We start from the raw sequence: 20,822 nt of genomic DNA, 5'->3' as shown, positions 1-20,822 counted from the left end.
TCGCTTCATGTCATGCGCCCTTCATGGGCCCCCGGCCCGGGCCTACAGTTTCTCCACCGGCGCGTACCGCAGCAGCAGCCGCTTCGGCTTGGTGTCGCCGAAGTCGATCGTCGCCTCCGCGTTGGCGCCCGTGCCCTTCACCGCGACGACCGTGCCGAGCCCGAACTGGTCGTGGGTGACGCGGTCGCCCACGGCCAGCGAGACGACCGGCTTCTCCGAGGTCCGCCGTGTGGCGAAGCCGGACGCGCCGGACGCCGACGAGCGCGAGCGCGAGGAGGACAGCGAGGCCGCCACCCCGGACGCCGGACCGGACGACACGGGCGAGGTCGCCCCCGTCCGCTTCCAGTCGACATGGGTGGCCGGGATCTCCTCCAGGAACCGGGAGGGCGGGTTGTACGACGGCTGCCCCCACGCGCTGCGCATCGCGGACCGCGTCAGATACAGCCGCTCCCGCGCGCGGGTGATGCCGACGTAGGCCAGGCGGCGCTCCTCCTCCAGCTCCTTGGTCTGACCGAGGGAGCGCATGTGCGGGAAGACGCCGTCCTCCATGCCGGTCAGGAACACGACCGGGAACTCGAGGCCCTTGGCGGTGTGGAGGGTCATGAGCGTGATGACGCCCGAGCCGTCCTCCTCCTCGTCGGGGATCTGGTCGGAGTCGGCGACGAGCGCGACCCGCTCCAGGAAGTCGGAGAGCGAACCGGACGTCTCGCCCTCACCGGACTCCTGCTCGAACTCCAGGGCCACGGCGGCGAGTTCCTGGAGGTTCTCGATACGGGTCTCGTCCTGCGGGTCGGTGGAGGCCTGCAGCTCGGCGAGGTAGCCGGTGCGTTCGAGCACCGCCTCCAGGACCGTCGCCGGGCCCGCACCGGACTCGACGATCGTACGGAGCTCCTCCATCAGCACGTTGAACCGCTTCACGGCGTTCGTCGACCGCGCGGCCATGCCGTAGGCCTCGTCCACGCGCTTCAGCGCCTGCGGGAAGCTGATCTTCTCGCGCTGGGAGAGGGCGTCGATCATGGCTTCGGCGCGCTCGCCGATGCCCCGCTTGGGCACGTTGAGGATGCGGCGCAGCGGGACCGAGTCCTCCGGGTTGGCGAGGACACGCAGGTAGGCCAGGACGTCCCGGACCTCCTTGCGCTCGTAGAAGCGGACACCGCCGACGACCTTGTAGGGCAGGCCGACGCGGATGAAGACCTCTTCGAAGACACGGGACTGGGCGTTGGTGCGGTAGAAGACGGCGACATCGCCGGCCTTCCCCTCGCCCGCGTCCGTGAGGCGGTCTATCTCGTCGGCGACGAACTGCGCCTCGTCGTGCTCGGTGTCGGCGACGTATCCGGTGATGCGCGCGCCCGCGCCGGCGTTGGTCCACAGGTTCTTGGGGCGGCGGGACTCGTTGCGCTCGATGACGGCGTTGGCGGCGGACAGGATCGTCTGCGTGGAGCGGTAGTTCTGCTCCAGCAGGATCGTCGTCGCGTCCGGGTAGTCCTCCTCGAACTGGAGGATGTTGCGGATCGTCGCGCCGCGGAAGGCGTAGATCGACTGGTCGGCGTCACCCACGACGCACAGCTCGGCCGGCGGGATGTCGTCCTCGCCGGGCGGTACGTCGACGGGGTGCTCGCTGGTGCCGACGAGCTCGCGGACGAGGGCGTACTGGGCGTGGTTGGTGTCCTGGTACTCGTCGACCAGGACGTGCCGGAAGCGGCGGCGGTAGTGCTCGGCGACGTCGGGGAACGCGCGCAGCAGGTTGACCGTGGTCATGATCAGGTCGTCGAAGTCGAGGGCGTTCGCCTCGCGCAGCCGCGACTGGTAGAGGGCGTAGGCCTGGGCGAGGGTCTTCTCGAAGCCGTCGGTGGCCTGGGCGGCGAAGTCCTCCTCGTCGATCAGCTCGTTCTTGAGGTTGCTGATCTTGGCGCTGAAGGACTTCGGCGGGAAGCGCTTCGGGTCGAGGTCCAGGTCGCGGCAGACCAGGGCCATGAGGCGCTTGCTGTCGGCGGCGTCGTAGATCGAGAACGACGACGTGAAACCGAGCTTCTTGCTCTCGCGCCGCAGGATGCGCACGCACGCGCTGTGGAAGGTCATCACCCACATCGCGTTCGCACGCGGGCCGACGAGCTGCTCGACGCGTTCCTTCATCTCGCCCGCGGCCTTGTTGGTGAAGGTGATCGCGAGGATCTGTCCGGGATGGACATGGCGCTCGGCGAGGAGGTGGGCGATGCGGTGGGTGAGCACGCGCGTCTTGCCGGATCCGGCGCCGGCGACGATGAGCAGGGGGGTGCCGGAGTGGACGACGGCGGCGCGCTGGTTGTCGTTGAGCCCTTCCAGGAGCGCCGCCGCGTCGATCGCCGGGCGCGGGGCGCCGTCGCGGTAGTAGGCGTCCCGATCCGGAGGCACGTCGAACTTCCCGCCGAACAGATCGTCCGGAAGCGGCTCCGGAGCGTGATCGTCCTCGGGCGGCGGCGGGGGCTCCTCCTCGTGGCCACGAGGGGCCTGGAGGTCCGCCAGGAAGCTGTCGTCAAAGAGGCTGCTCATCGCTCTCCGAGTCTAGGGGCCCTCACTGACAACCCGCCGCCGTCCCCAGAACATCCGCGAATTCAGTGGCCGATCAAGAATCCGGCGATCTTGCGGGACCGGGCGCCCTGAGTCCTCGCCCTGCCGAATCAACGCGTCACGGACCGTGACCGGAGGGCTCGGCACGTACTTGCGCTTGGCGCGGTCGGGATTATTCGGTCGACAACCATGAAACCGGTCGGACAGTGCCATTGCGGCATGAAGTGAGCGAATGAGCTCACATCACTCCGGATTGGCGGCGCCGCGTGAAGCCCTGACCCAAGGTCACGAAAATGTATCGGGCATATCACCCATCAACCTTCACAGGGGCCACACCAGTTGGCTACCGTGCCGGGCAGGCCGTACGACCCCCACCGGCGAACCTCGCCGGGCCGCGCGGCCTCCGCCGAGTCCGGCGCGCCCCCTCGCGGCAGCCGGAGCCGGGGACCCACCGAGACCTTGGGGTGAATCGGCCCGACTCCCCTCCGGAGACAAGGCCGTAGGGCAACCCTTCCGAACCACCCGCCCGAACCCGACAGCTAACCCGGTAGGCGGAACATGGAAGGAGTCGCCTCCCTTGGCGTCGCAGCACCGCAAGCCACGCCCCTCGGGTACGCGCGTAGCAGGCATACGCACGCCCGCTCTCGCCACCGCCGCCCTCACCTCGATGGCCCTGCTCTCCCAGACGGCCAACGCCGCGCCCTCCGCGGACGACAAGCCGAGTCTGGAGGAGGTCGAGAAGAAGGTCGACGACCTCTATCGCCAGGCGGAGACGGCGACCGAGAAGTACAACGCCGCCAAGGAGAAGACGACCAAGCAGCGCAAGCGCGTCGACTCCCTCCTCGACAACGTCGCGCAGCGCGCCCAGAAGCTCAACGAAGCACGGGAGCGGCTCGGTTCCTTCGCCGCCGCCCAGTACCGCACCGGTGCCTCCGCGCCCGACACGGCGACCTTCCTGCTCGCGGACTCCCCGCAGGACTACTTCGACCAGACCCAGCTGATGGGGCGCCTGACCGAACGCCAGAAGGGCGCGGTCGACGACTACTTCACCGAGCAGTCGGAGACGATGAAGAAGCGTCAGGAGGCCACGAAGAGCCTCGAGACGCTCACCGACTCGCAGAACGACCTGAAGACCGCCAAGGCCACCGTCCAGAAGAAGCTCAGCACCGCACGCACGCTGCTGTCGCAGCTGACGGCGGAGGAGAAGGCGCGGCTCGCCGCGATCGAGAAGCAGAAGCAGGAGGAGGCCGCCCGCAAGGCGGCGGAACTGGCGGAACAGCAGGCGGCCGAGGCGGCGGCCGCGCAGCAGGAGAGCAGCACCTCCTCGAGCTCGGACACGTCCTCGTCGTCGTCGCCGTCCTCGTCCGCTCCCGCCGCGGACGCCTCGTACACCACGAAGGCCGAGAAGGCGCTCGCCTTCGCCCGCGCGCAGATCGGCAAGCCGTACGTCTGGGGCGCCACCGGTCCCGAGTCCTACGACTGCTCCGGCCTCACCCAGGCCGCCTGGAAGGCCGCCGGCGTCACCCTCCCGCGCACCACCTACGACCAGGTGAACGCCGGTACCACCGTCCCCCTCGCCAACGCCCTCCCGGGTGACCTGATCTTCTTCTACGACGACGTCACCCACGTCGGCATCTACATCGGCAACGGCATGATGATCCACGCCCCGAAGCCGGGCGCGTACGTGCGCGAGGAGTCGGTGTACTACGACGGCGAGTCGTCGATCCACAGCGTGGTGCGCCCGGCCTGAGGGCAGCCGGTGCCCGGCGGTCGTCGCCGGGGGCGTCGCCGGGCGGTCGTCGCGTGCCTGTGAGTGGGGGCACGCGCGCGTGAGCGGGTGGCTCCAGTGCGTCAGGGAGCGCGGCGCCCCGTCCGCGCGCCCCTCACCTCCGCCCGGCGCCCGCACTGCGCGACCGGCGCCCCTGGAGCCCCCTCTCCGCGCCGGCGCACTCCGCCCCACCCCGTCTGACACCCCTCACCCCACGCCGTCTCCGCTGTCCTGTGCCCGCGCGTAATTCCTCGTCCCCGCGCGCGTGCCCCCTCGCAAGCCGTCCCGTGCTGCTTAGCATCGGCCGCATGCCCGGCTCTTCCCCCTTTCGCTCCTGGTGGGCGCGGCGTACGCCGGCGGCCGGGGCCGTTGTGCTGGCAAGCGGCATCCTGTCGGTCGGTCTGGATCTGGCGGGGTACGCGGTGCTGTCCCGGATCGCACTGGCGACGGCGGGCGCCGTCTGGGTGGCGCTGGCAGTGGGCTTCGTCGTACGGCTTCTGGGCGAGCGCGAGCGGTGGCGGGCGGAGGCAGGTGCGCCGGAGGCGCTCACGGCCGTCGCGGCGACCACCGTGCTCGGCACGCGGTTCTCCGCGCTCGGACGGCAGCAGCTCGCCGAGTCGCTGCTGGCGCTCGCGGCGGTGCTGTGGCCCGTGCTGCTGGTGAACGTCATGCGGCGTTGGAGGCGGCGCATGTCCGGGGCGGTGTTCCTGTGTTGTGTGGCCACACAGGGGCTGGCCGTACTCGGTGCGACTCTTGCCCGGGCCGAGGAAGCGGCCTGGCTCGCGCACACCGCGCTCGTGCTGTTCTGGCTCGGCCTGGTGCTGTACGGCTTCGCGCTGGCCCGTTTCGACCTGCGGCAGGTGGCCGGGGGCGCCGGGGACCACTGGGTGGCGGGCGGCGCGCTCGCCATCTCGGCGCTGGCGGGGTCGAGGCTCCTCACGGCCGACGACGGCGGCCTGTACCTGTGGAACGAGGACGACACCAGCGCGCTGCGCACGATGACCGTGGGGCTGCTGATTCTGGACCTGAGCTGGTACGCCGTACTGCTCGTGGCCGAGGCGCGGTGGCCGCGGGCGCGCTACGACACGCGGCGCTGGGCGACGGTGTTCGCGATGGGGATGACGGCGGCGGGGACGCTGTCCGTCGCCGCCGCCGTCGGCGTCCCGTGGCTGGAGTGGCCCGGGCGGGTGCTGCTGTGGATCGCGGTGGCGGCGTGGACGGCCGTCGCCGCGGGATCGGTCGCGGCGGCCCGCGCGGCCGTCAGGTCCAGAGGACCGCGATGAAGACGTTGGCCACGGTCAGCAGCCCGACCAGACCGAACAGGGGCTTGTCCACCTTCTCGTCGTCGCGCTTCACGTAGACCAGGCCGAGGATCACGATCAGCAGTACCAGCTTCACGCCGATCTTGATGTTGTTGACCTCCTGGTCGTCCGCCTGGTTGAGGCCGACCAGGATCACGCCGGTGACCAGCATCGTCGCCGCGCCGTGCAGCATCGCGGGGACGAAGCGGGCCGTGCCCTGGCCCATCGCCTTCATCTGCGTGAGGAAGCCGCCGAGGAGCGCGGCGATGCCGATGATGTGCAGGCCGACGAAGAGATGGATGAGTACGTCCATGAAGCCGGATGCTAATCAGCCGCGCGGAGGCCACCCGACACCGGCCCACCTCCTGTGACGGCACCTGCATATGCGCCCCATAGCACTCCGCCGCTCCGACGTGTCCGGTTTCCGCCGTATCGGTCAGCGCGCCGCCCGAAGTCGACGCTCCTGGACCGGATCGACGACCACACCCGGTCACCTGTCACTGCGCTCGCGTCACTTCCGCACATCCCGTTACCGACTCGACACGGACGGGCCTAGCGTCCTCCCCCAGGTGACCGGCTCCCCACCGCCGCCCGGGCCAGGGGCGGCAGTCGGCCACCACCGCCGAGAAAGTCCGGCGGCGCCCCGCTCCCCTGTGCGGGCCGCCGCCGGGCGCGTCAGCCGCTCCCCGCGGCCGTACGTCCGTCCGCTCCCGGCGGGCAGTGGGTCCCGCCCGGGCCCCTGATGGCCGTACCCGACGAGGCGGTCGTACGAAAGGACGTGCAGTCCCACGTGGCAGCGCACCGCAAGCCCCGACAGCGCTCGCTCGGCGGCCATAGCGTCCGCACGGCGGCCACGATCGCCCTCGCCGGCGCGGCGGGCACGACGGTCTTCGACGGCACCGGACACGCCGAGCCGAGCCCCACACCGGCGCAGGTGAAGGCCAAGGTGGACAAGCTGTACCAGGAGGCGGAGGCCGCCACCGAGAAGTACAACGGCGCGCAGGAGAAGGCGACGGCGGCCGAGGAGCGGTTGAAGGCCCTGCGCGACGAGGCCGCACGCAAGGAGGCGCGGCTCAACTCGGCGCGGGAGGCGCTGGGATCGATGGCGGCGGCGCAGTACCGCAGTGGTGGACTCGACCCCGCGATGCAGTTGGCGCTCTCCGACGACCCCGACCAGTACCTCGACGGCGCCGCCTTCGCCGAACGCGCCGGCGACCGCCAGTCCGCCGCCGTCGCCCGCGTCCGCAGACAGCTGCGCGAGATCGAGCAACTGCGCGGTGCCGCCCGCGTCGAACTGACCTCCCTCCAGACGCGTCAGACGGAACTGAAGCGGCACAAGAAGACGATCACCGGAAAGCTGGACGCGGCTCGCCGGCTGCTGTCCCGGCTGACGGCTCAGGAACGCGCCCGGCTCGAGCAAGGAGCGGACGGCGCGACGGGCGCCACCCGCGCCTCGCGGGCCTCGACGGGCGCCCGCGACACCCTCCAGGCCCCCGGCTCCGCCACCACCACCAACTCCCGTGCCGCGGCCGCCCTTTCCTACGCCTACTCCAAGCTCGGCAGCCCCTATGTGTGGGGCGCGACCGGCCCGAACGCCTTCGACTGCTCGGGCCTGGTCCTGGCCGCCTACCGCTCCGCGGGCGTCTCCCTGCCCCGCACGACATACGCCCAGATCGACGCCGGCCGCCGTGTCTCCCGCTCCGAACTCCGCCCGGGCGACCTGGTGTTCTTCTACTCCGGCATCACCCATGTAGGGATCTACATCGGTGACGGCAGGATGATCCACGCCCCGAACCCGTCGGCCCCGGTGCGCGTGGCACCACTCGACGAGATGCCGTACGCGGGGGCGACCCGGGTGGTGTGAACCCGTGGCGGGGGGCGACCCGGGCATGGACATGCGACGCGGTAGGTTCGGCGCGCGGCAACGGCACGCCGTCGTACGTCGTCTCTTCCTCCCCGTCCGCCCGAAAGAGCCCCGATGTCCCGCGCCACGCTTCCCCCTCCCCCACCTCCGCCGTACCTCCGCACCTGGCCGGACCGTTCCACGCTGCTGGCCGACCGTCAGCGGGCGTTGGAGGAACTGCACCGGCGCAGCCTCGGTGTCCACCGGGTGCTGCTGCTGTGGCTGCTGGCGCTCGCGGCGATCATCGGATGGTCGCTGCTGGTCCTGCCGGTGCAGCAGTTCGAGGAGAAGGACCCCACCGCGTTCCTCCTCGGCCCGGTCTTCGCGCTCCTCGGCCTCGCCGCGCTCGCCCCGTCCGTCGTGGCCGTCGTCCTCGCCGTCCGCCGTGACCACCAGATACGGCAGCTCCTGGACGCCTGGCTCGCCCTGGACAGCCACCCCCTGTCCGACGCCCGCCTGCGCTCCCCCGGCCTCAGCCTCTTCTGGCTGCTGTCCTCCCTCGCCGTCGCCACGACCGGCCTGTGGGCGTCCTTCGCGACCGCGGCCGGCGCACGACCCGGCCGTTCGACGTACGCGGAGGTCGCCCTCGGCATGGGCATCGGCACGATCCTGTGGCTGACGGGCCTGATCGGCGCGGCGAAGGCGGTACGGCACTACCGGTGGGCGCTACGGGCGTTGGGACCGGCGCCGGCGGCGGGGCACCGGTAGCGACCGCCACCCGCGAGCGGCTTTGCGACCCCGGCTCTGCGATACGGCGATCAGCGACCCGCGCCGGGTGTCACACCAGCCGCCGTGCCGTCGCCCACCGCGTCAGCTCGTGCCGGTTGGACAGCTGGAGCTTGCGCAGAACCGCCGACACATGGGACTCGACCGTCTTCACGGAGATGTAGAGCTGCTTGGCGATCTCCTTGTAGGCGTAGCCGCGGGCGATGAGGCGCAGGACCTCGCGCTCGCGCTGGGTGAGACGGTCGAGGTCCTCGTCGACCGGCGGGGCGTCGGTGGAGGCGAAGGCGTCGAGGACGAAGCCGGCGAGCCGCGGCGAGAAGACGGCGTCGCCCTCCTGCACACGGAAGATGGAGTCGACCAGATCGGTGCCGGTGATCGTCTTGGTGACGTATCCCCGGGCGCCGCCGCGGATCACCCCGATCACGTCCTCCGCCGCGTCCGACACGGACAGGGCGAGGAAACGCACGGGCTGCTCGGCGTCGGCCATCAGCGCGGCGCAGCGGCGCAGCACCTCGACCCCGCCGCCGCCCGGCAGGTGCACATCGAGGAGGACGACCTCCGGCCGGGTCGCGGTGATCACCGTGACCGCCTGGTCGACGTCCGCGGCCTCGCCGACGACCTCGACGCCGGTCTCCTCGGTCCGGCCGATCTCGGCCTGGACGCCCGTACGGAACATTCGGTGGTCGTCGACCAGGACCACGCGCACATGGCGCCCGCCCGTGCCGCCGCCCAAGGTCTCGGCCGGCTCGGCCGCTCCCGCCGTTCCGTTCGTCTCGGTCGGGTCGCTCATGACGTCTTCTCCGCCCTCTCCATCTCCAGCTCGACCTCCGTGCCACCGCCCGGCACCGCCCGCAGTCGCGCGGTGCCGCCGTTGCGCTCCATGCGGCCGATGATCGATTCTCTGACGCCCATGCGGTCGGCGGGTATCGAGTCGAGGTCGAAGCCGGGGCCGCGGTCCCGGACCGACACGAAGACCGTCCTTCCTTCGACTTCGGCGTAGACCTGCACGGCGCCGCCCTCGCCACCGTACTTGGCGGCGTTCACCATCGCCTCGCGCGCGGCCTGCATCTGCGCCGCTGTCCGTTCGTCGAGCGGGCAGTCGCCGACGACCACGACCTCGAGGGGGACGCCGTGCTTGTCCTCCACCTCCGCGGCGTTGCGCCGGACCGCGTCGGCGAGCGTGGTCGGTTCGTCGGCCTCGTCCTTGCCGGTGCCCTCGGGCTTGTACAGCCAGGTCCGCAGGTCGCGCTCCTGAGCGCGGGCGAGGCGGCGCACCTCGTTCGCGTTCTCCGCGTTGCGCTGGATCAGGGTGAGCGTGTGCAGCACCGAGTCGTGGACGTGTGCGGCGACCTCCGCGCGCTCCTGGGCCCGGATGCGCATCAGGCGCTCCTCGGAGAGGTCCTGCGTCATGCGCACGAGATACGGCCCGGCGAGCAGTGTGATGCCGACCAGGACGGCGAGGGCAGCCTGGAGGACCGAATCGAGGTGGGCGGCGGAGCCCTGCAGGACGAAGATGCCGGAGACGCCGGCGGTGACCAGGAGGACACCGGCGCCCGCGCGCAGCAGCGTGAGCGTACGACGTCTGCGGCCCACCTCGACCCAGCGGGCCCGGCGGGCGTTGTCCGCCTGACGCCAGACGAGGGCGACGCCCGCGCCGACGAGGACGGCGGGCAGGAGATAGGCCTTGGCGCCGCTGCCCAGATTCACGTTGCCCACGAAGACCATGGCCACGACGACCATGAGGAGCAGGGCGACGATCTGGCCCCTGTCCGGTTTGCGGGCGACGAGTCTGCGGCGGCCGTCGGGCGCGGTCTCGGTGGCGACGAGGGAGGGGGGCTTCTGGTCGCCGACGCCACCGACCCCGAGCGGCACGAAGAACCAGAAGGCCGCGTAGAGCAGGGCGCCGAGGCCGTCTGCCAGGAACAGGCCGACGAAGACGAGCCGCACCCAGATCACGGGCAGCCCGAGATGCCCGGCGAGCCCCCGCGCCACGCCACCCAGCCAGCGTCCGTCACTGCTGCGGTAGAGCTTGCGCGGCGGCCGCGGTTCGACGAGTGGCGCTGCTGCGGCTTCCGGCATGCCATCGATGTTCACACGGCGGCCGCGCCCGGGCATCAGGGTTTGCCCCCGAGACGCCCCTGATCTTCGCCGCCCTCGCAGGTCGAACGCCTCCCGGGCGTCGGCTCAGGGCCGATATCAGGGTCCGACCAGGGTCATTCCGACTGCCGCCGGGGCGGCTCGCCCGCCACCATGGACGCATGGCAGATCACCAGCACGCCGCGGACGCCGTGCCCGACGGGGGCACCGCGCCCGACGCGGCCGCCCCGTCCACCGGCGCTCCCGGCGCCGCAGGTGAGGAACCGCGCGCGCACGAGCGGGCGCGCACACGTGAAGAACGGGGTGCGCCCGAAGAACCGGGCAGGGCCGGAGAGGCAGACGTGAACGAGGAGACAGCGACGGCCGACACCGGCACGGGCAGGGGCACGGGCACCAACACCGGAACCGGGTCGGGGACCGGACCGCCCGGTCCGCCGGGGGCGCCCGAGGCACCCGCCTCGCCCGCTGAGCCCGGTCCGGCCGACGACCCCGGTCCGGCCGACGGCTCGCGCCTGACCGACGCCCCCTTGCACAGGTTCCGCCGCGACCGTGAACACAAGATGCTCGCCGGCGTGTGCGCGGGCCTCGGGCGGCAGTGCGACATGGACCCTGTGATCTTCCGGATCACGCTCGCGGTGCTCTCCGCGACCGGCGGCATCGGCCTCATCTTCTACGGCTTCGCCTGGCTCTTCGTCCCGTACGCCGACGACGGCCAGAACGAGGTGCGCAAGCTGCTGACCGGCCGCGTCGACGGACAGGCGCTCGCGGCGGTGCTGTTCGCACTGGTCGGCTGCGGAGTGTTCCTGTCGATGCTGAACAACGGCAGTGTCCTGACCTTCGCCGTCGTCCTCTCTCTCCTCCTGGCCGGCGCCGGGTACTGGTCACGGCACCGGGACGCCTCCGACGCCGACCCGCTCGCCGCTCAGGCCGTCGCCGACGCCCCGCCGGAGGCCCAGGCGCCGCCGGTGCCGGCCGCCTACCCCTCCTGGTGGCGCGACCCCATCGTCAAGGACGGCACGCACTACGGCGGCACGGGGTATCTGTGGGGCCCTCGGGACTCCCGCACCCCGGACATCACCTCGATCATCGACGTCCGTCTCACCGGGCACACGAGCGCCCGCGAGGACATACGCACCCCGCTCGGCCGGTCCTCCAGGCCGCGCGGCCCCCGCTGGATCGGCGGCTGGCTGTTCCTGCTCGCGGTACTCGCGGGCGGTGTCGCCACCCGGATCACCTGGGACGAGCACCCGCTGGGCGTCAGCCTCCAGGCCGGTCTGGCCGCCGCGCTCATCGTGCTGGGCGTGGGCATCGCGGTCAGTTCGTTCCTGGGGCGGACGGGCGCGGGGTCGGTGTTCTTGGCGATCGTCACGGCAGGCCTGCTCGCCGGCTCGGCCACCCTGCCCAGGGACATCACCACGTACTGGACCGACAGGACCTGGCGGCCCGCGACGGTGGCCGACGTCCGGGAGGGCTACGACCTCGGCACGGGCAACGGCACCCTGGACCTGTCCCGGCTAAACCTGGCCAAGGGGCAGACGGTGAGGACGAACGCGGAGGTGGGGCTCGGCCGGCTGCGGGTGGTCGTGCCGCCGGACGTGACCGTGAAGATGAGCATCGACGTGGGCCTGGGCGACATCCAGTTGCCGGGTGAGGACCAGGAGGACGTGGACGTGGAGCCGGGCAAGCACAAGGAGGTCACCCTGTCGCCAATCTCGGGCGGCAAGGACGTCGGGACGATCGACCTCGACCTACAGGTCGGGGCGGGACAGGCGGAGGTGGTCCATGCTGCGTCATGAGTTCCGTCCGGGCAGGCTGGTGGCCGGTGCCGCCTTCACCCTCGCCGGCATCGTCTACGCGGGTGACGCGGGCGGTCTCTGGGAGACACCGTGGTTCGCCGTGATCCCGATGGTGGTGGCAGGCCTCTGTCTGGCGGGCGCGACCGGAGTGCTGGCCCGGTCCATACGCAGACGCCGGGGAGCACACCGGGGAACTCCCGCGGAGGCGGGTGGGGAAACGGCGAGCTGAGGCAGAGTCCGACGCTCAGGCAGCCGACCGGGTCGGCGGAGTGGGCCCGCCCGCGCCGACGGACGGTCACGAGGCAGGGTGCCGCCGCCGTCGGCTCAGGCACCCCAGTTCCTACACCGTCCAAGGGCACCGCAGTCCGCCCTCACGGGCACGCCGCCCTCGGACGGCCCGAGGCAGACACCGCCTGCTCCCGCAGCCATGCCGCCGCCGCTCCTACGACAGGCCAGGCGCGCGGCTCCCCACGGCAGGGCGGGCACCGCCCGTCCCGCAGGTATGTCGCCCGTCCCTACGGCCGAGGCAGGCACGCCCGCCCTAACAGGACAGGCACAGGCGGCAGATCACAGCCTGCAGACCACCCACCACGCACCCACACCCGAACACCGAGCACCGCAGACCGCAGACCGCAGGCCGCAGACCGCAGACCGCAGAAGAGCCGACTAAAGGCCTCCCACCCGCTGCCTCCTCCGATTGCGCCATGCCGCGTCGAGCGAGAGGACGGGGGCGCCTGCGAGGACGAGAGGGAGCCAGGCCATGAGATAGGGGAGGTCGTTGCCGTAGTAGTAGGGGTCCGAGGCCCAGCTCACCGTCAGCCACAGGCTGAGGGAGATCAGGGCGCCGCCGAGTGCGGCGAGGCGAGTGAGGAGGCCGATGAGAGCGCCGATACCGACGGCGAGTTCGCCGAAGGCCATGGCGTAGCCGAAGCCGGTGGGGCTCTTCAGAGCCAGGTCGACCAGGGCCGGAATGGCCGAGGAGTCACGGACGGCGCGCATGGTGTCGCCGATGGATCCGGCGCCGCCGGCCTTGAGGAAGGCGCCGTCGGTGAGCTTGTCGAGGCCGGCGTAGATGAAGGTGACGCCGAGGAAGATGCGGAGTGGGAGGAGGGCGTACCGGGTGGCGGAGTCCCGCCAGTCGCGGCCGCCGTCGAGGTAAGGGGGGTGCGTGTCCGTCCGCATGCTGTGAGTCATCGCTCGTAGCCGCCTCTCGCCCGCCGTGGTGGGACCCCTCAACAGACCATACGCAAGACCATACGTACGAAATGGGAGGTGCGTTCAATGGTTGACCGGAACGGACGGAGGATCCCGAAGCCCGTGCTCGTGTCGCCCGTCCGTGACGTCTTACTCCGTTACATCGATCGCGTACCGGTTCGTCTCCACTCCGGCGGCCGTCACCACCTGCACCTCCACCCGGCCGGGCTCGACCTCCGCCGGGACCGGGACGGTCAGGACCGCGTCGGTGGGGTTGCTGAAGCCGCCCGCGACGGGGACGAGGGGCACATGGACGTGGACCGTGCCGATACGGACGACCATGCGGGAGAGCCGGTCGGCGGCCTGGGCGCCGGGCGGGACGAAGCCGGCGCCGCGGATCTCGATGTCGTCGCCGGTGCGGATCGGGGCGTCGAGGTCACCGGCCTCGCGGGAGCGGACGACAGAGAGGATCACGGGGCGGCCGCCCTCCGCGTATTTGCCGGCGAGGTAGGTCGCGGCCGAGACCAGCACCACGACGGCGAGCCCCCAGGGCAGATCGGGCAGTTGGTCGGGGCGGCGGGCGAGGCGTACGGCGGCGAAGGCCAGGGCGACGGCGCTGATCACGACGTACTGGATGTCGGCGAAGGTGCCGCGGCCCGCATCGTCGGTCAGCAGGTCGGCTGCCCGGGGCCGGTGCGCGCGGACCTTCTGCAGCCGCTGGGCCAGGACACGCAGCCCGACCACCCGGCGCACCAGCACGGCGATGGCGCAGACCACGGCGAGGACGGTGACCACGCCGGCCCCGCGGGTGAGGTCGAGGCCGGAGATCAGCGCGTCGCGTTCGGCGGGACCGGAGGCGGCGGCCAGCCGGCCCACCAGGACCAGGACCGCGTACGCCACGAGCAGCACCCAGGCGGCGGCGACGGCACGGGAGGTGGACAGGCGGTTGTCCTCGCCGATGACGGGAGCCAGCGCGCCGCCGCGCGCCCGGTGGAACCAGGAGGCGGCGGTCAGCGCCCCGGCGACGACGAACGCGGCGAGGAGTCCGGCCGTGCGGGCCGTGGTCCAGCCCGCGCCGATCGCGGTGAGGGACTGCACCAGCAGCAGGAGGACCACCGCCGCCCACACCGTGCACGTGGTGCGGAGCCAGAGGCGGGCCAGCCAGGCACCGCCCTCGGCTCGGCCGCGTTCGGCGACGAGTTCCGCGGACTGGGTCAGTTCCTCCGAGACCCACTGGCGGGAGGCCGAGGCGGAGTGGGCGACGGCGGCCGGCAGGCCCTGCCCGGCGGCGAACCCGTCGCGCTTCAGCAGGAACTCGGCCACCGCGCGCCGGTGCCCCTCGCGGGCTCCGTGCGGGCAGTCCCCGCAGGTGCAGCCGCCCTCGTGCGCGCCCGCGTCCGGCCCCTGTCTCGCTTCCTGCACCGCCACGTCCGACGCCCGCCTTCCCCGCGACTTCCCCGACCGGCGGCCCCGACGAATCCGGCCACCTGCCCTGTGAACAACTCCCCTGCGATGACAGCGAATTGTGCCCTACCGGACACCGTCCGGCTTCGCCAGGTCTGGTCAGCGCGGGTGAGGCGGGGCCCGCCGTGTTGACCTGGCTGCGAGAATTTCCGTATGGCCGAGATCATCCAGCGTGACGGGGCCTGGGCCTTCGACGGCACGACGGTCCGGATCACGCCGGGACTCCACCGCAGTGTGCCGCTGTTCCGGCAGACGTACGGGGAGATCGCCGTGCCCCTGGAGGCCGTCGCCGGCATCGTCTACGAGCCCGAACGCAAGCGTGGCCGGCTGCGGTTGCGGCTGCGGGAGGGGGCCGACCCGCTGTTGCAGGCGACGGGCGGGCGGCTGCCCGACACGGCCGATCCCTACCGGCTCGTCGTGGACATGGACACCTCCGGGATCGCCGAGTACGTCGCGGAGGAGATCCGGCACGCGCTGCTGCTCGACCAGATCCCCAAGGAGCCGACCAAGGCCTATCTGCTGCCCGGCCCGCCGGTCCCGGTGTCCGTCCGTTCCTCCGACGGCACGGTCTCCTTCGACGGCACCCAGGTGCGCATCGACTGGGCCGACACCGCGGACCGGATCAAGCGGGCGACGGGCCCGCGCGTCGTCCACGTGGGTGATCTCGTGCAGGTGGAGTGGCTGCCCAACACCGGCCACGAGGACGGGCTCCTGCGCTTCGTGACCCGCGAGACGGTGTTCGCGAAGCTCCCGCCGGAGAAGGACCCGTACGCCCTGGACCTGTGGGGCAGCGCCCGACGCGACCTGCTGACCGCGCTGGTCGCGACCGCGGTCACCGCCCGGCTGCCGCATCCGTCCACCCGTACCGCCGACGGGCACGACGGGTACGCGGACCACTGGCCGGACCGTCACCCGGACCGGTCCGCGCCCGCGTCGGCCGTACCGCCGCAGGCCGACCACCACGACGTCCTGCTGCGCAGGCTGCGGGAGTTGGGGGAGCTGCACCGGGACGGGGTGCTCACGGACGAGGAGTTCGCCCGGACGAAGGCAGTCGTGCTGCGGGGGTTCTGAATCCCGGCGTCACGAAACCGCCGTCGCGAAGTCAGCCCTGCCGAGCCGTCGGCCCGAAACCGTGTCACGACAGCAGATCCGGTTCGCTCCTGCTGATGTCCTGCCACAGGGGCTGGTAGTTGATCCACGCCACCAGGTCGCCGCCGAGCTGTTCCCGGGTCGCCACCGCCGCGCGGTGGTCGATCAGGACCGGGCGGCCGGCGGCGCGGGCGGTCAGCTGGACCTGGCTGGAGCGTTCCATGGACAGGAACCACCAGGCCGCGGCGTCCACCGAGTCGCCGACGGTCAGCAGCCCGTGGTTGCGCAGGACGAGCGCCTTGCGGGTGCCGAGCGCGGACGCGATGCGCCTGCCCTCCTCGGCGTCGACGGCGACGCCGGTATAGGCGTCGTAGAGGGCGTGATCCTCGTAGAACGCGCAGCTCTCCTGGGTGATCGGGTCGAGCAGCTCGCCGAGGGCGGCGAGGGCGCGGCCGTGCACCGAGTGGCAGTGGGCGACGGCGACGACGTCGGGCCGGGCGGCGTGCACCTGGGCGTGCACGGTGAAGGCGGCCTGGTTGACGTGGTAGCGACCCTCGACGACCTGCCCGTCCCGGTTGGCGAGCACGAGGTCGCTCACGGTGACGTGCTTGAACGGCATCCCGAACGGATTGACCCAGAAGCAGTCGCTGTACTCGGGGTCGCGCGCGGTGATGTGTCCGGAGACGCCGTCCTCGAAGCCGAGCCGGCCGAAGATCCGCACCGCGCCCGCCAGCCGTTCCTTGCGGTGCCGGCGCTCGTCCTCGACCGACTCGTGCATCGGCGGCATGGCGAACTGCAGCCGGTCGGTGGGCAGCGGAGCAGGCGGCGTGGGCCCGTGCATCGGTCCTCCAGCGCTGGGTTGCTTTACGGGGCGGAAGTTACCGTCGGTCAGGGCAAAAGGGCAGAGCCGTTATGCAAAGATGACGATTTCCGTCACCTATGGAGCACGTCTTGAGTACCGCCGATCGCCACCTCGACTCCCTCATGCGCCAGACAGCGACGCGCAACGCCATCGAACTCATCCACCCCTTCGCGGAGCCGCAGACGATCGGCGCGCTGGCGTACGTGGCCGAGTGCTACGGCTTCCGCTATGAGAGCGTCCGACTCGTCGGCAAGCAGCGAGTGGTGCACGTCCAGCTGGTCCGCGATCCCAGCCCGGTGGCCCGGCAGCGGGCCGCGGCCAACACGGCCGCCTTCCCCGACCCCGGCCCCGACCGCCCCGTCCCGGGCATGTACCTGGGCTCGCTCACCCCGGTCCCCGAGGCGCAGGCGGATGTCGACCTCCTCACCAGCCTCATCCGCTACGAGGCCCTGGAGGCCGCCGCCAACCGGGCCCAGCTGATGACCATCGGCTGGGGCTCCGCGGTGCTGTTCCTGCTGATGGCCGTCCTGACCGGCAAGTACGCCGTCCTGCTCCCGCTCGCCGTCGCGATGCCGCTGGGCATGTTGGGCGCCCTGCGCATCAACGCCTCCCGGCGCGCGAAGCTCGCGGCGCGGCTCACGGCGGGGGGCTGCACGCTCGTACGGGACGAGCACGGCCGGGAGCGGTATGTGCGGCCGGTACCGCACGTGGCCTGATCCTCCGCCCGCGCCACCCCTCCGCCCGCGCCGCCCCTCCGCCCGCGCCACCCCTCCGCCGCCGGCGCCGCCCCGACAGGCCCCGCCGCCCGAGACCCGGCCGCCCGACACCCAGCCACGCGACAGGCCCCGCCGACCGACACGTCCAGGGCCAGGGCCAGGAATACCGGACAGAGGGTGTCGGGTATTGGCGTCACACTCCCCGTATGACTGTGAACTGGGCAGCTTTCGCGCACGCCGAGCCCGACCTCGCGAAGACCGTCGAGGATCGCTTCGGCGCCTTCACGCACCACGTCCTCGCGACCGTCCGCAAGGACGGCTCTCCCCGTACCAGCGGCCTGGAGGTGCGTTTCCTCGACGGCGAGCTGTGGCTCGGCATGATGCCCGGCTCGCTCAAGGCCCTCGACCTGCGCCGCGACCCCCGTTTCAGCCTCCAGGCCAACCCGGGGGAGGGCACCGGGATGGGCGGCGGCGACGTCCGGATCAGCGGGCGGGCCGTCGAGGTCGGGGACGAGGAGGCGGCAAAGGCCGGATACGTGAAAGAGGTGGAACCGCCGGAGCCGTTCCACCTCTTCCGCACCGAGCTGACGGAGGTCGTACGGACCTACGTCGAGGACGACACGTATCTCGTCGCCCAGGTCTGGAAGCCCGGAGAGCCGGTGCGGACTCTCAAGCGGACATGACCTCGACCAGGGAGGCTCACTCCCACTCGATCGTGCCCGGCGGCTTCGAGGTCACGTCGAGGACGACGCGGTTGACGTCCCGCACCTCGTTCGTGATCCGGGTCGAGATCTTCGCCAGCACGTCGTACGGCAGACGCGACCAGTCGGCCGTCATGGCGTCCTCGGAGGAGACCGGGCGCAGGACGATCGGGTGGCCGTAGGTGCGGCCGTCGCCCTGGACGCCGACGCTGCGGACGTCCGCGAGCAGGACCACCGGGCACTGCCAGATGTCGCGGTCGAGGCCGGCCGCCGTCAGCTCCTCACGGGCGATGGCGTCGGCCTCGCGGAGCAGGTCGAGCCGTTCCTTCGTCACCTCGCCGACGATCCGGATGCCCAGGCCCGGGCCGGGGAACGGCTGGCGCTGGACGATCTCCTCCGGCAGGCCGAGCTCCTGGCCGACCATGCGGACCTCGTCCTTGAACAGCTTGCGCAGCGGCTCGACGAGCTTGAACTCGAGGTCCTCGGGGAGGCCGCCGACGTTGTGGTGCGACTTGATGTTGGCGGTGCCGGTGCCGCCACCGGACTCGACCACGTCCGGGTAGAGCGTGCCCTGGACCAGGAACTCCACCGCCGGACCCTCGTCCGCGATGATCTCGGCCTGCGCCTGCTCGAAGACGCGGATGAACTCGCGGCCGATGATCTTCCGCTTCTCCTCGGGGTCGGAGACCCCGGCGAGCGCCTTGAGGAAACGCTCCTCCGCGTCCACGACCTTCAGCTGGACGCCGGTCGCCGCCACGAAGTCCTTCTCGACCTGCTCGGTCTCGCCCTTGCGCATCAGGCCGTGGTCGACGTACACGCAGGTCAGCTGGGAGCCGATCGCCTTCTGGACGAGGGCCGCGGCCACGGCGGAGTCCACGCCGCCGGACAGGCCGCAGATCGCGCGCTTGTCGCCGACCAGCTCGCGGATCGCGGCGACCTGCTCCTCGATCACGTTGCCCGTGGTCCAGGAGGGGGTGAGGCCGGCGCCGCGGTAGAGGAAGTGCTCCAGGACCTGCTGGCCGTGCGTGGAGTGCATGACCTCGGGGTGGTACTGGACGCCGTACAGCTTCTTCTCGTCGTTCTCGAAGGCGGCGACCGGGACGACGTCCGTGGACGCCGTGACGGAGAAGCCCTCGGGGGCGGCGGAGCAGGCGTCGCCGTGCGACATCCACACGGCCTGCTCGGCCGGGGTGCCCTCGAAGAGGGTGGAGGACGTCCTGGAGACGTGCAGGTCCGTGCGGCCGTACTCGCGGGCGCCGGTGTTGTCCACCGTGCCGCCGAGCGACTGCGCCATCAGCTGGAAGCCGTAGCACATGCCGAAGACGGGGACGCCGGCCTCGAAGATCTGGCGGTCGAGGCGGGGAGCGCCCTCCTCGTACACGGACGAGGGGCCGCCGGAGAGGATGATCGCCGCCGGGTTCTTGGCGAGCATCTCCGCGACCGGCATGGTGCTCGGGACGATCTCGCTGTAGACCCGGGCCTCGCGGACTCGACGGGCGATGAGCTGGGCGTACTGCGCGCCGAAGTCGACGACCAGGACGGTGTCGGGGGCGGCGGCAGCGGGAGTCGCTGATGACACGGGGGCCTTCCGGCGGTTGGGCGGGGTCTCTGTGCTGGCCAATTCTACCGAGGTGGGCGCGGCACGGTCCCGCCGCTGGGACTGCCGCCCCCAGACCCCGGCTTCGGCCCTGAACGGCCCTCGACCTCGGACTCCCCGGAGGGGGCGCCGCGGACAGGCTGAGTCGGCCGGACCGGCGCCGAAAAGCTCGCTCCCTCGTCCTCACCGCATGAACCCGCCCTGAGCACTCACCTGCGCCCTCAGTACTCACAGACATGCTCAGTACTCACCGAGTCCTCAGCGCTCACCGCGTCCTCAGTGCTCATACGGTCCTCAGCCCTCCGACACCGGACGCGCCGAATGACCTGGACCGGCCTCCGGAAGGTTCCGTGGCATACTGGGCCCATGCTCACGCCCACGACCTTCTTCTTTACCTATGGCACCCGGCCCGCCGGCTGCCATGGTCGTGCTGCTTGAGCGAACCGCCAAGCGACTTCCCAGGCGCCCCGGGCCGACAAGGCCCGGGGCGCCTGTCGTTTTCCGGGTCCTGCCGTTCCGGGGCGCCGCACCCTTCGATCCGACTCGATTCCGAGGAGCCCCGACATGACCGTCACCGCCAACGACAAGACCGGCGCCCGTACCGACCAGGCCGCCGGGTTGATCACCGACGCCCGGGAACGCATCGACGCGCTCGACGACCGGATCATCGGTCTCGTGCAGGAACGCATGGCCGTGTCCGCCGTGATCCAGGACGCCCGGATCGCCTCCGGTGGGCGCCGGGTGAACCTCTCCCGCGAGATGGAGGTCCTCGGCCACTACAGGGAGGCGCTCGGCAAGCCGGGTACGGCTCTCGCGATGACGCTGCTCGAGCTGTGCCGGGGTCGTATCTGAGTTCGGGCTGCGCCTCACCCGTCCGGCGCGTGACCGGCTCCCGGACGGCTTCGTTGGTCCCGGTGTCCGTTCCAGCCAGGGGCGGGCCCGGAAGAACCACGCGTGGCTCGCTGGGGCGATGAGGCGTACGGATCGTGCTGTGCGTCGTGGGACCTCGCTCCAGGGAAGTGACCGGACGGCAGGGGACAGCAGCCCGGTCACCCAAGAGA

At 71.6% G+C, this 20,822-nt stretch carries 18 protein-coding genes and 1 riboswitch; of the genes, 10 read left to right on the top strand and 8 right to left on the bottom strand.

Annotation, left to right across the window (positions count from 1 at the left end; translation table 11 throughout):
• Window positions 1–42: 42 nt before the first annotated feature.
• Complete coding sequence (pcrA, locus tag ACPT94_RS11530; protein ID WP_425245756.1) at window positions 43–2,529, bottom strand: DNA helicase PcrA; 2,487 nt, start codon at window positions 2,527–2,529, stop codon at window positions 43–45.
• A gap of 426 nt (window positions 2,530–2,955) precedes the next feature.
• Window positions 2,956–3,116, top strand: a riboswitch (cyclic di-AMP (ydaO/yuaA leader).
• A gap of 8 nt (window positions 3,117–3,124) precedes the next feature.
• Here pcrA and ACPT94_RS11525 point away from each other — a divergent pair.
• Entirely contained in the window at window positions 3,125–4,297 is a 1,173-nt protein-coding gene (locus ACPT94_RS11525; protein ID WP_425245755.1) for a C40 family peptidase, read from the top strand.
• A 326-nt stretch (window positions 4,298–4,623) separates the two neighbouring features.
• A complete protein-coding gene (locus tag ACPT94_RS11520; protein ID WP_360332341.1) occupies window positions 4,624–5,598 on the top strand; it encodes a tellurite resistance/C4-dicarboxylate transporter family protein in 975 nt (324 codons plus the stop codon).
• Here ACPT94_RS11520 and ACPT94_RS11515 read toward each other — a convergent pair.
• Window positions 5,576–5,929 carry a hypothetical protein gene (locus tag ACPT94_RS11515; RefSeq protein WP_360332338.1) on the bottom strand — a complete coding sequence of 118 codons (354 nt, stop codon included), beginning with the start codon at window positions 5,927–5,929 and terminating at the stop codon, window positions 5,576–5,578. The two genes, ACPT94_RS11520 and ACPT94_RS11515, sit on opposite strands and share 23 nt — an antisense overlap.
• A 477-nt stretch (window positions 5,930–6,406) precedes the next feature.
• On the opposite strand from ACPT94_RS11515, the gene ACPT94_RS11510 reads away from it, so the two are divergent.
• Together ACPT94_RS11510 and ACPT94_RS11505 are read left to right on the top strand one after the other, a co-directional pair.
• Window positions 6,407–7,480 (top strand): C40 family peptidase, encoded by a 1,074-nt coding sequence (locus tag ACPT94_RS11510; protein WP_425245802.1) that lies wholly within the window; start codon window positions 6,407–6,409, stop codon window positions 7,478–7,480.
• Between the two features lie 114 nt (window positions 7,481–7,594).
• Window positions 7,595–8,227 (top strand): hypothetical protein, encoded by a 633-nt coding sequence (locus ACPT94_RS11505; RefSeq protein ID WP_360332335.1) that lies wholly within the window; start codon window positions 7,595–7,597, stop codon window positions 8,225–8,227.
• A gap of 70 nt (window positions 8,228–8,297) precedes the next feature.
• On the opposite strand, the gene ACPT94_RS11500 is transcribed toward ACPT94_RS11505, so the two are convergent.
• A complete protein-coding gene (locus ACPT94_RS11500; RefSeq protein WP_360332332.1) occupies window positions 8,298–9,035 on the bottom strand; it encodes a LuxR C-terminal-related transcriptional regulator in 738 nt (245 codons plus the stop codon).
• Complete coding sequence (locus tag ACPT94_RS11495) at window positions 9,032–10,324, bottom strand: ATP-binding protein (protein ID WP_360332329.1); 1,293 nt, start codon at window positions 10,322–10,324, stop codon at window positions 9,032–9,034. Before ACPT94_RS11495 ends, ACPT94_RS11500 begins: the two co-directional genes overlap by 4 nt.
• 179 nt (window positions 10,325–10,503) lie before the next feature.
• Here ACPT94_RS11495 and ACPT94_RS11490 point away from each other — a divergent pair, with 179 nt between their 5' ends.
• Together ACPT94_RS11490 and ACPT94_RS11485 are read left to right on the top strand one after the other, a co-directional pair.
• Window positions 10,504–12,138 carry a PspC domain-containing protein gene (locus tag ACPT94_RS11490; RefSeq protein ID WP_425245754.1) on the top strand — a complete coding sequence of 545 codons (1,635 nt, stop codon included), beginning with the start codon at window positions 10,504–10,506 and terminating at the stop codon, window positions 12,136–12,138.
• On the top strand, window positions 12,125–12,367 hold the full coding sequence (locus ACPT94_RS11485; protein WP_360332323.1) for a hypothetical protein: 243 nt from the start codon (window positions 12,125–12,127) through the stop codon (window positions 12,365–12,367). The genes ACPT94_RS11490 and ACPT94_RS11485 overlap by 14 nt, the downstream gene beginning before the upstream one ends.
• Before the next feature lie 437 nt (window positions 12,368–12,804).
• On the opposite strand, the gene ACPT94_RS11480 is transcribed toward ACPT94_RS11485, so the two are convergent.
• Window positions 12,805–13,332 (bottom strand): DoxX family protein, encoded by a 528-nt coding sequence (locus ACPT94_RS11480; protein ID WP_360332320.1) that lies wholly within the window; start codon window positions 13,330–13,332, stop codon window positions 12,805–12,807.
• Window positions 13,333–13,482: 150 nt separating this feature from the next.
• A complete protein-coding gene (locus ACPT94_RS11475) occupies window positions 13,483–14,760 on the bottom strand; it encodes a hypothetical protein (RefSeq protein WP_360332317.1) in 1,278 nt (425 codons plus the stop codon).
• Between the two features lie 189 nt (window positions 14,761–14,949).
• On the opposite strand from ACPT94_RS11475, the gene ACPT94_RS11470 reads away from it, so the two are divergent.
• Window positions 14,950–15,867: a DUF4429 domain-containing protein gene (locus ACPT94_RS11470; protein WP_425245753.1), complete on the top strand. Its 918-nt coding sequence runs from the start codon at window positions 14,950–14,952 to the stop codon at window positions 15,865–15,867.
• 64 nt (window positions 15,868–15,931) lie between these two features.
• Here the strand turns inward: ACPT94_RS11470 and ACPT94_RS11465 are convergent, their stop codons facing one another.
• Window positions 15,932–16,726: a class II aldolase/adducin family protein gene (locus ACPT94_RS11465; RefSeq protein WP_360332311.1), complete on the bottom strand. Its 795-nt coding sequence runs from the start codon at window positions 16,724–16,726 to the stop codon at window positions 15,932–15,934.
• A gap of 110 nt (window positions 16,727–16,836) precedes the next feature.
• On the opposite strand from ACPT94_RS11465, the gene ACPT94_RS11460 reads away from it, so the two are divergent.
• Together ACPT94_RS11460 and ACPT94_RS11455 are read left to right on the top strand one after the other, a co-directional pair.
• Window positions 16,837–17,463 carry a hypothetical protein gene (locus ACPT94_RS11460; RefSeq protein ID WP_425245752.1) on the top strand — a complete coding sequence of 209 codons (627 nt, stop codon included), beginning with the start codon at window positions 16,837–16,839 and terminating at the stop codon, window positions 17,461–17,463.
• A gap of 206 nt (window positions 17,464–17,669) precedes the next feature.
• Window positions 17,670–18,146: a pyridoxamine 5'-phosphate oxidase family protein gene (locus ACPT94_RS11455; RefSeq protein ID WP_360332305.1), complete on the top strand. Its 477-nt coding sequence runs from the start codon at window positions 17,670–17,672 to the stop codon at window positions 18,144–18,146.
• A gap of 16 nt (window positions 18,147–18,162) precedes the next feature.
• Here ACPT94_RS11455 and guaA read toward each other — a convergent pair whose 3' ends face one another.
• A complete protein-coding gene (guaA, locus tag ACPT94_RS11450; RefSeq protein WP_360332302.1) occupies window positions 18,163–19,743 on the bottom strand; it encodes a glutamine-hydrolyzing GMP synthase in 1,581 nt (526 codons plus the stop codon).
• 582 nt (window positions 19,744–20,325) lie between these two features.
• Between guaA and ACPT94_RS11445 the strand changes: the two genes are divergently transcribed.
• The gene (locus ACPT94_RS11445) at window positions 20,326–20,613 is read left to right on the top strand and encodes a chorismate mutase (protein ID WP_425245751.1); all 288 of its coding nucleotides are present in this window, start codon (window positions 20,326–20,328) and stop codon (window positions 20,611–20,613) included.
• Window positions 20,614–20,822: the final 209 nt, after the last annotated feature.

Origin of the sequence: Streptomyces aurantiaciflavus (assembly GCF_049808595.1) — a bacterium.
Lineage (GTDB): Bacteria > Actinomycetota > Actinomycetes > Streptomycetales > Streptomycetaceae > Streptomyces.
This window is presented reverse-complemented; position numbering and strand designations above follow the sequence as displayed.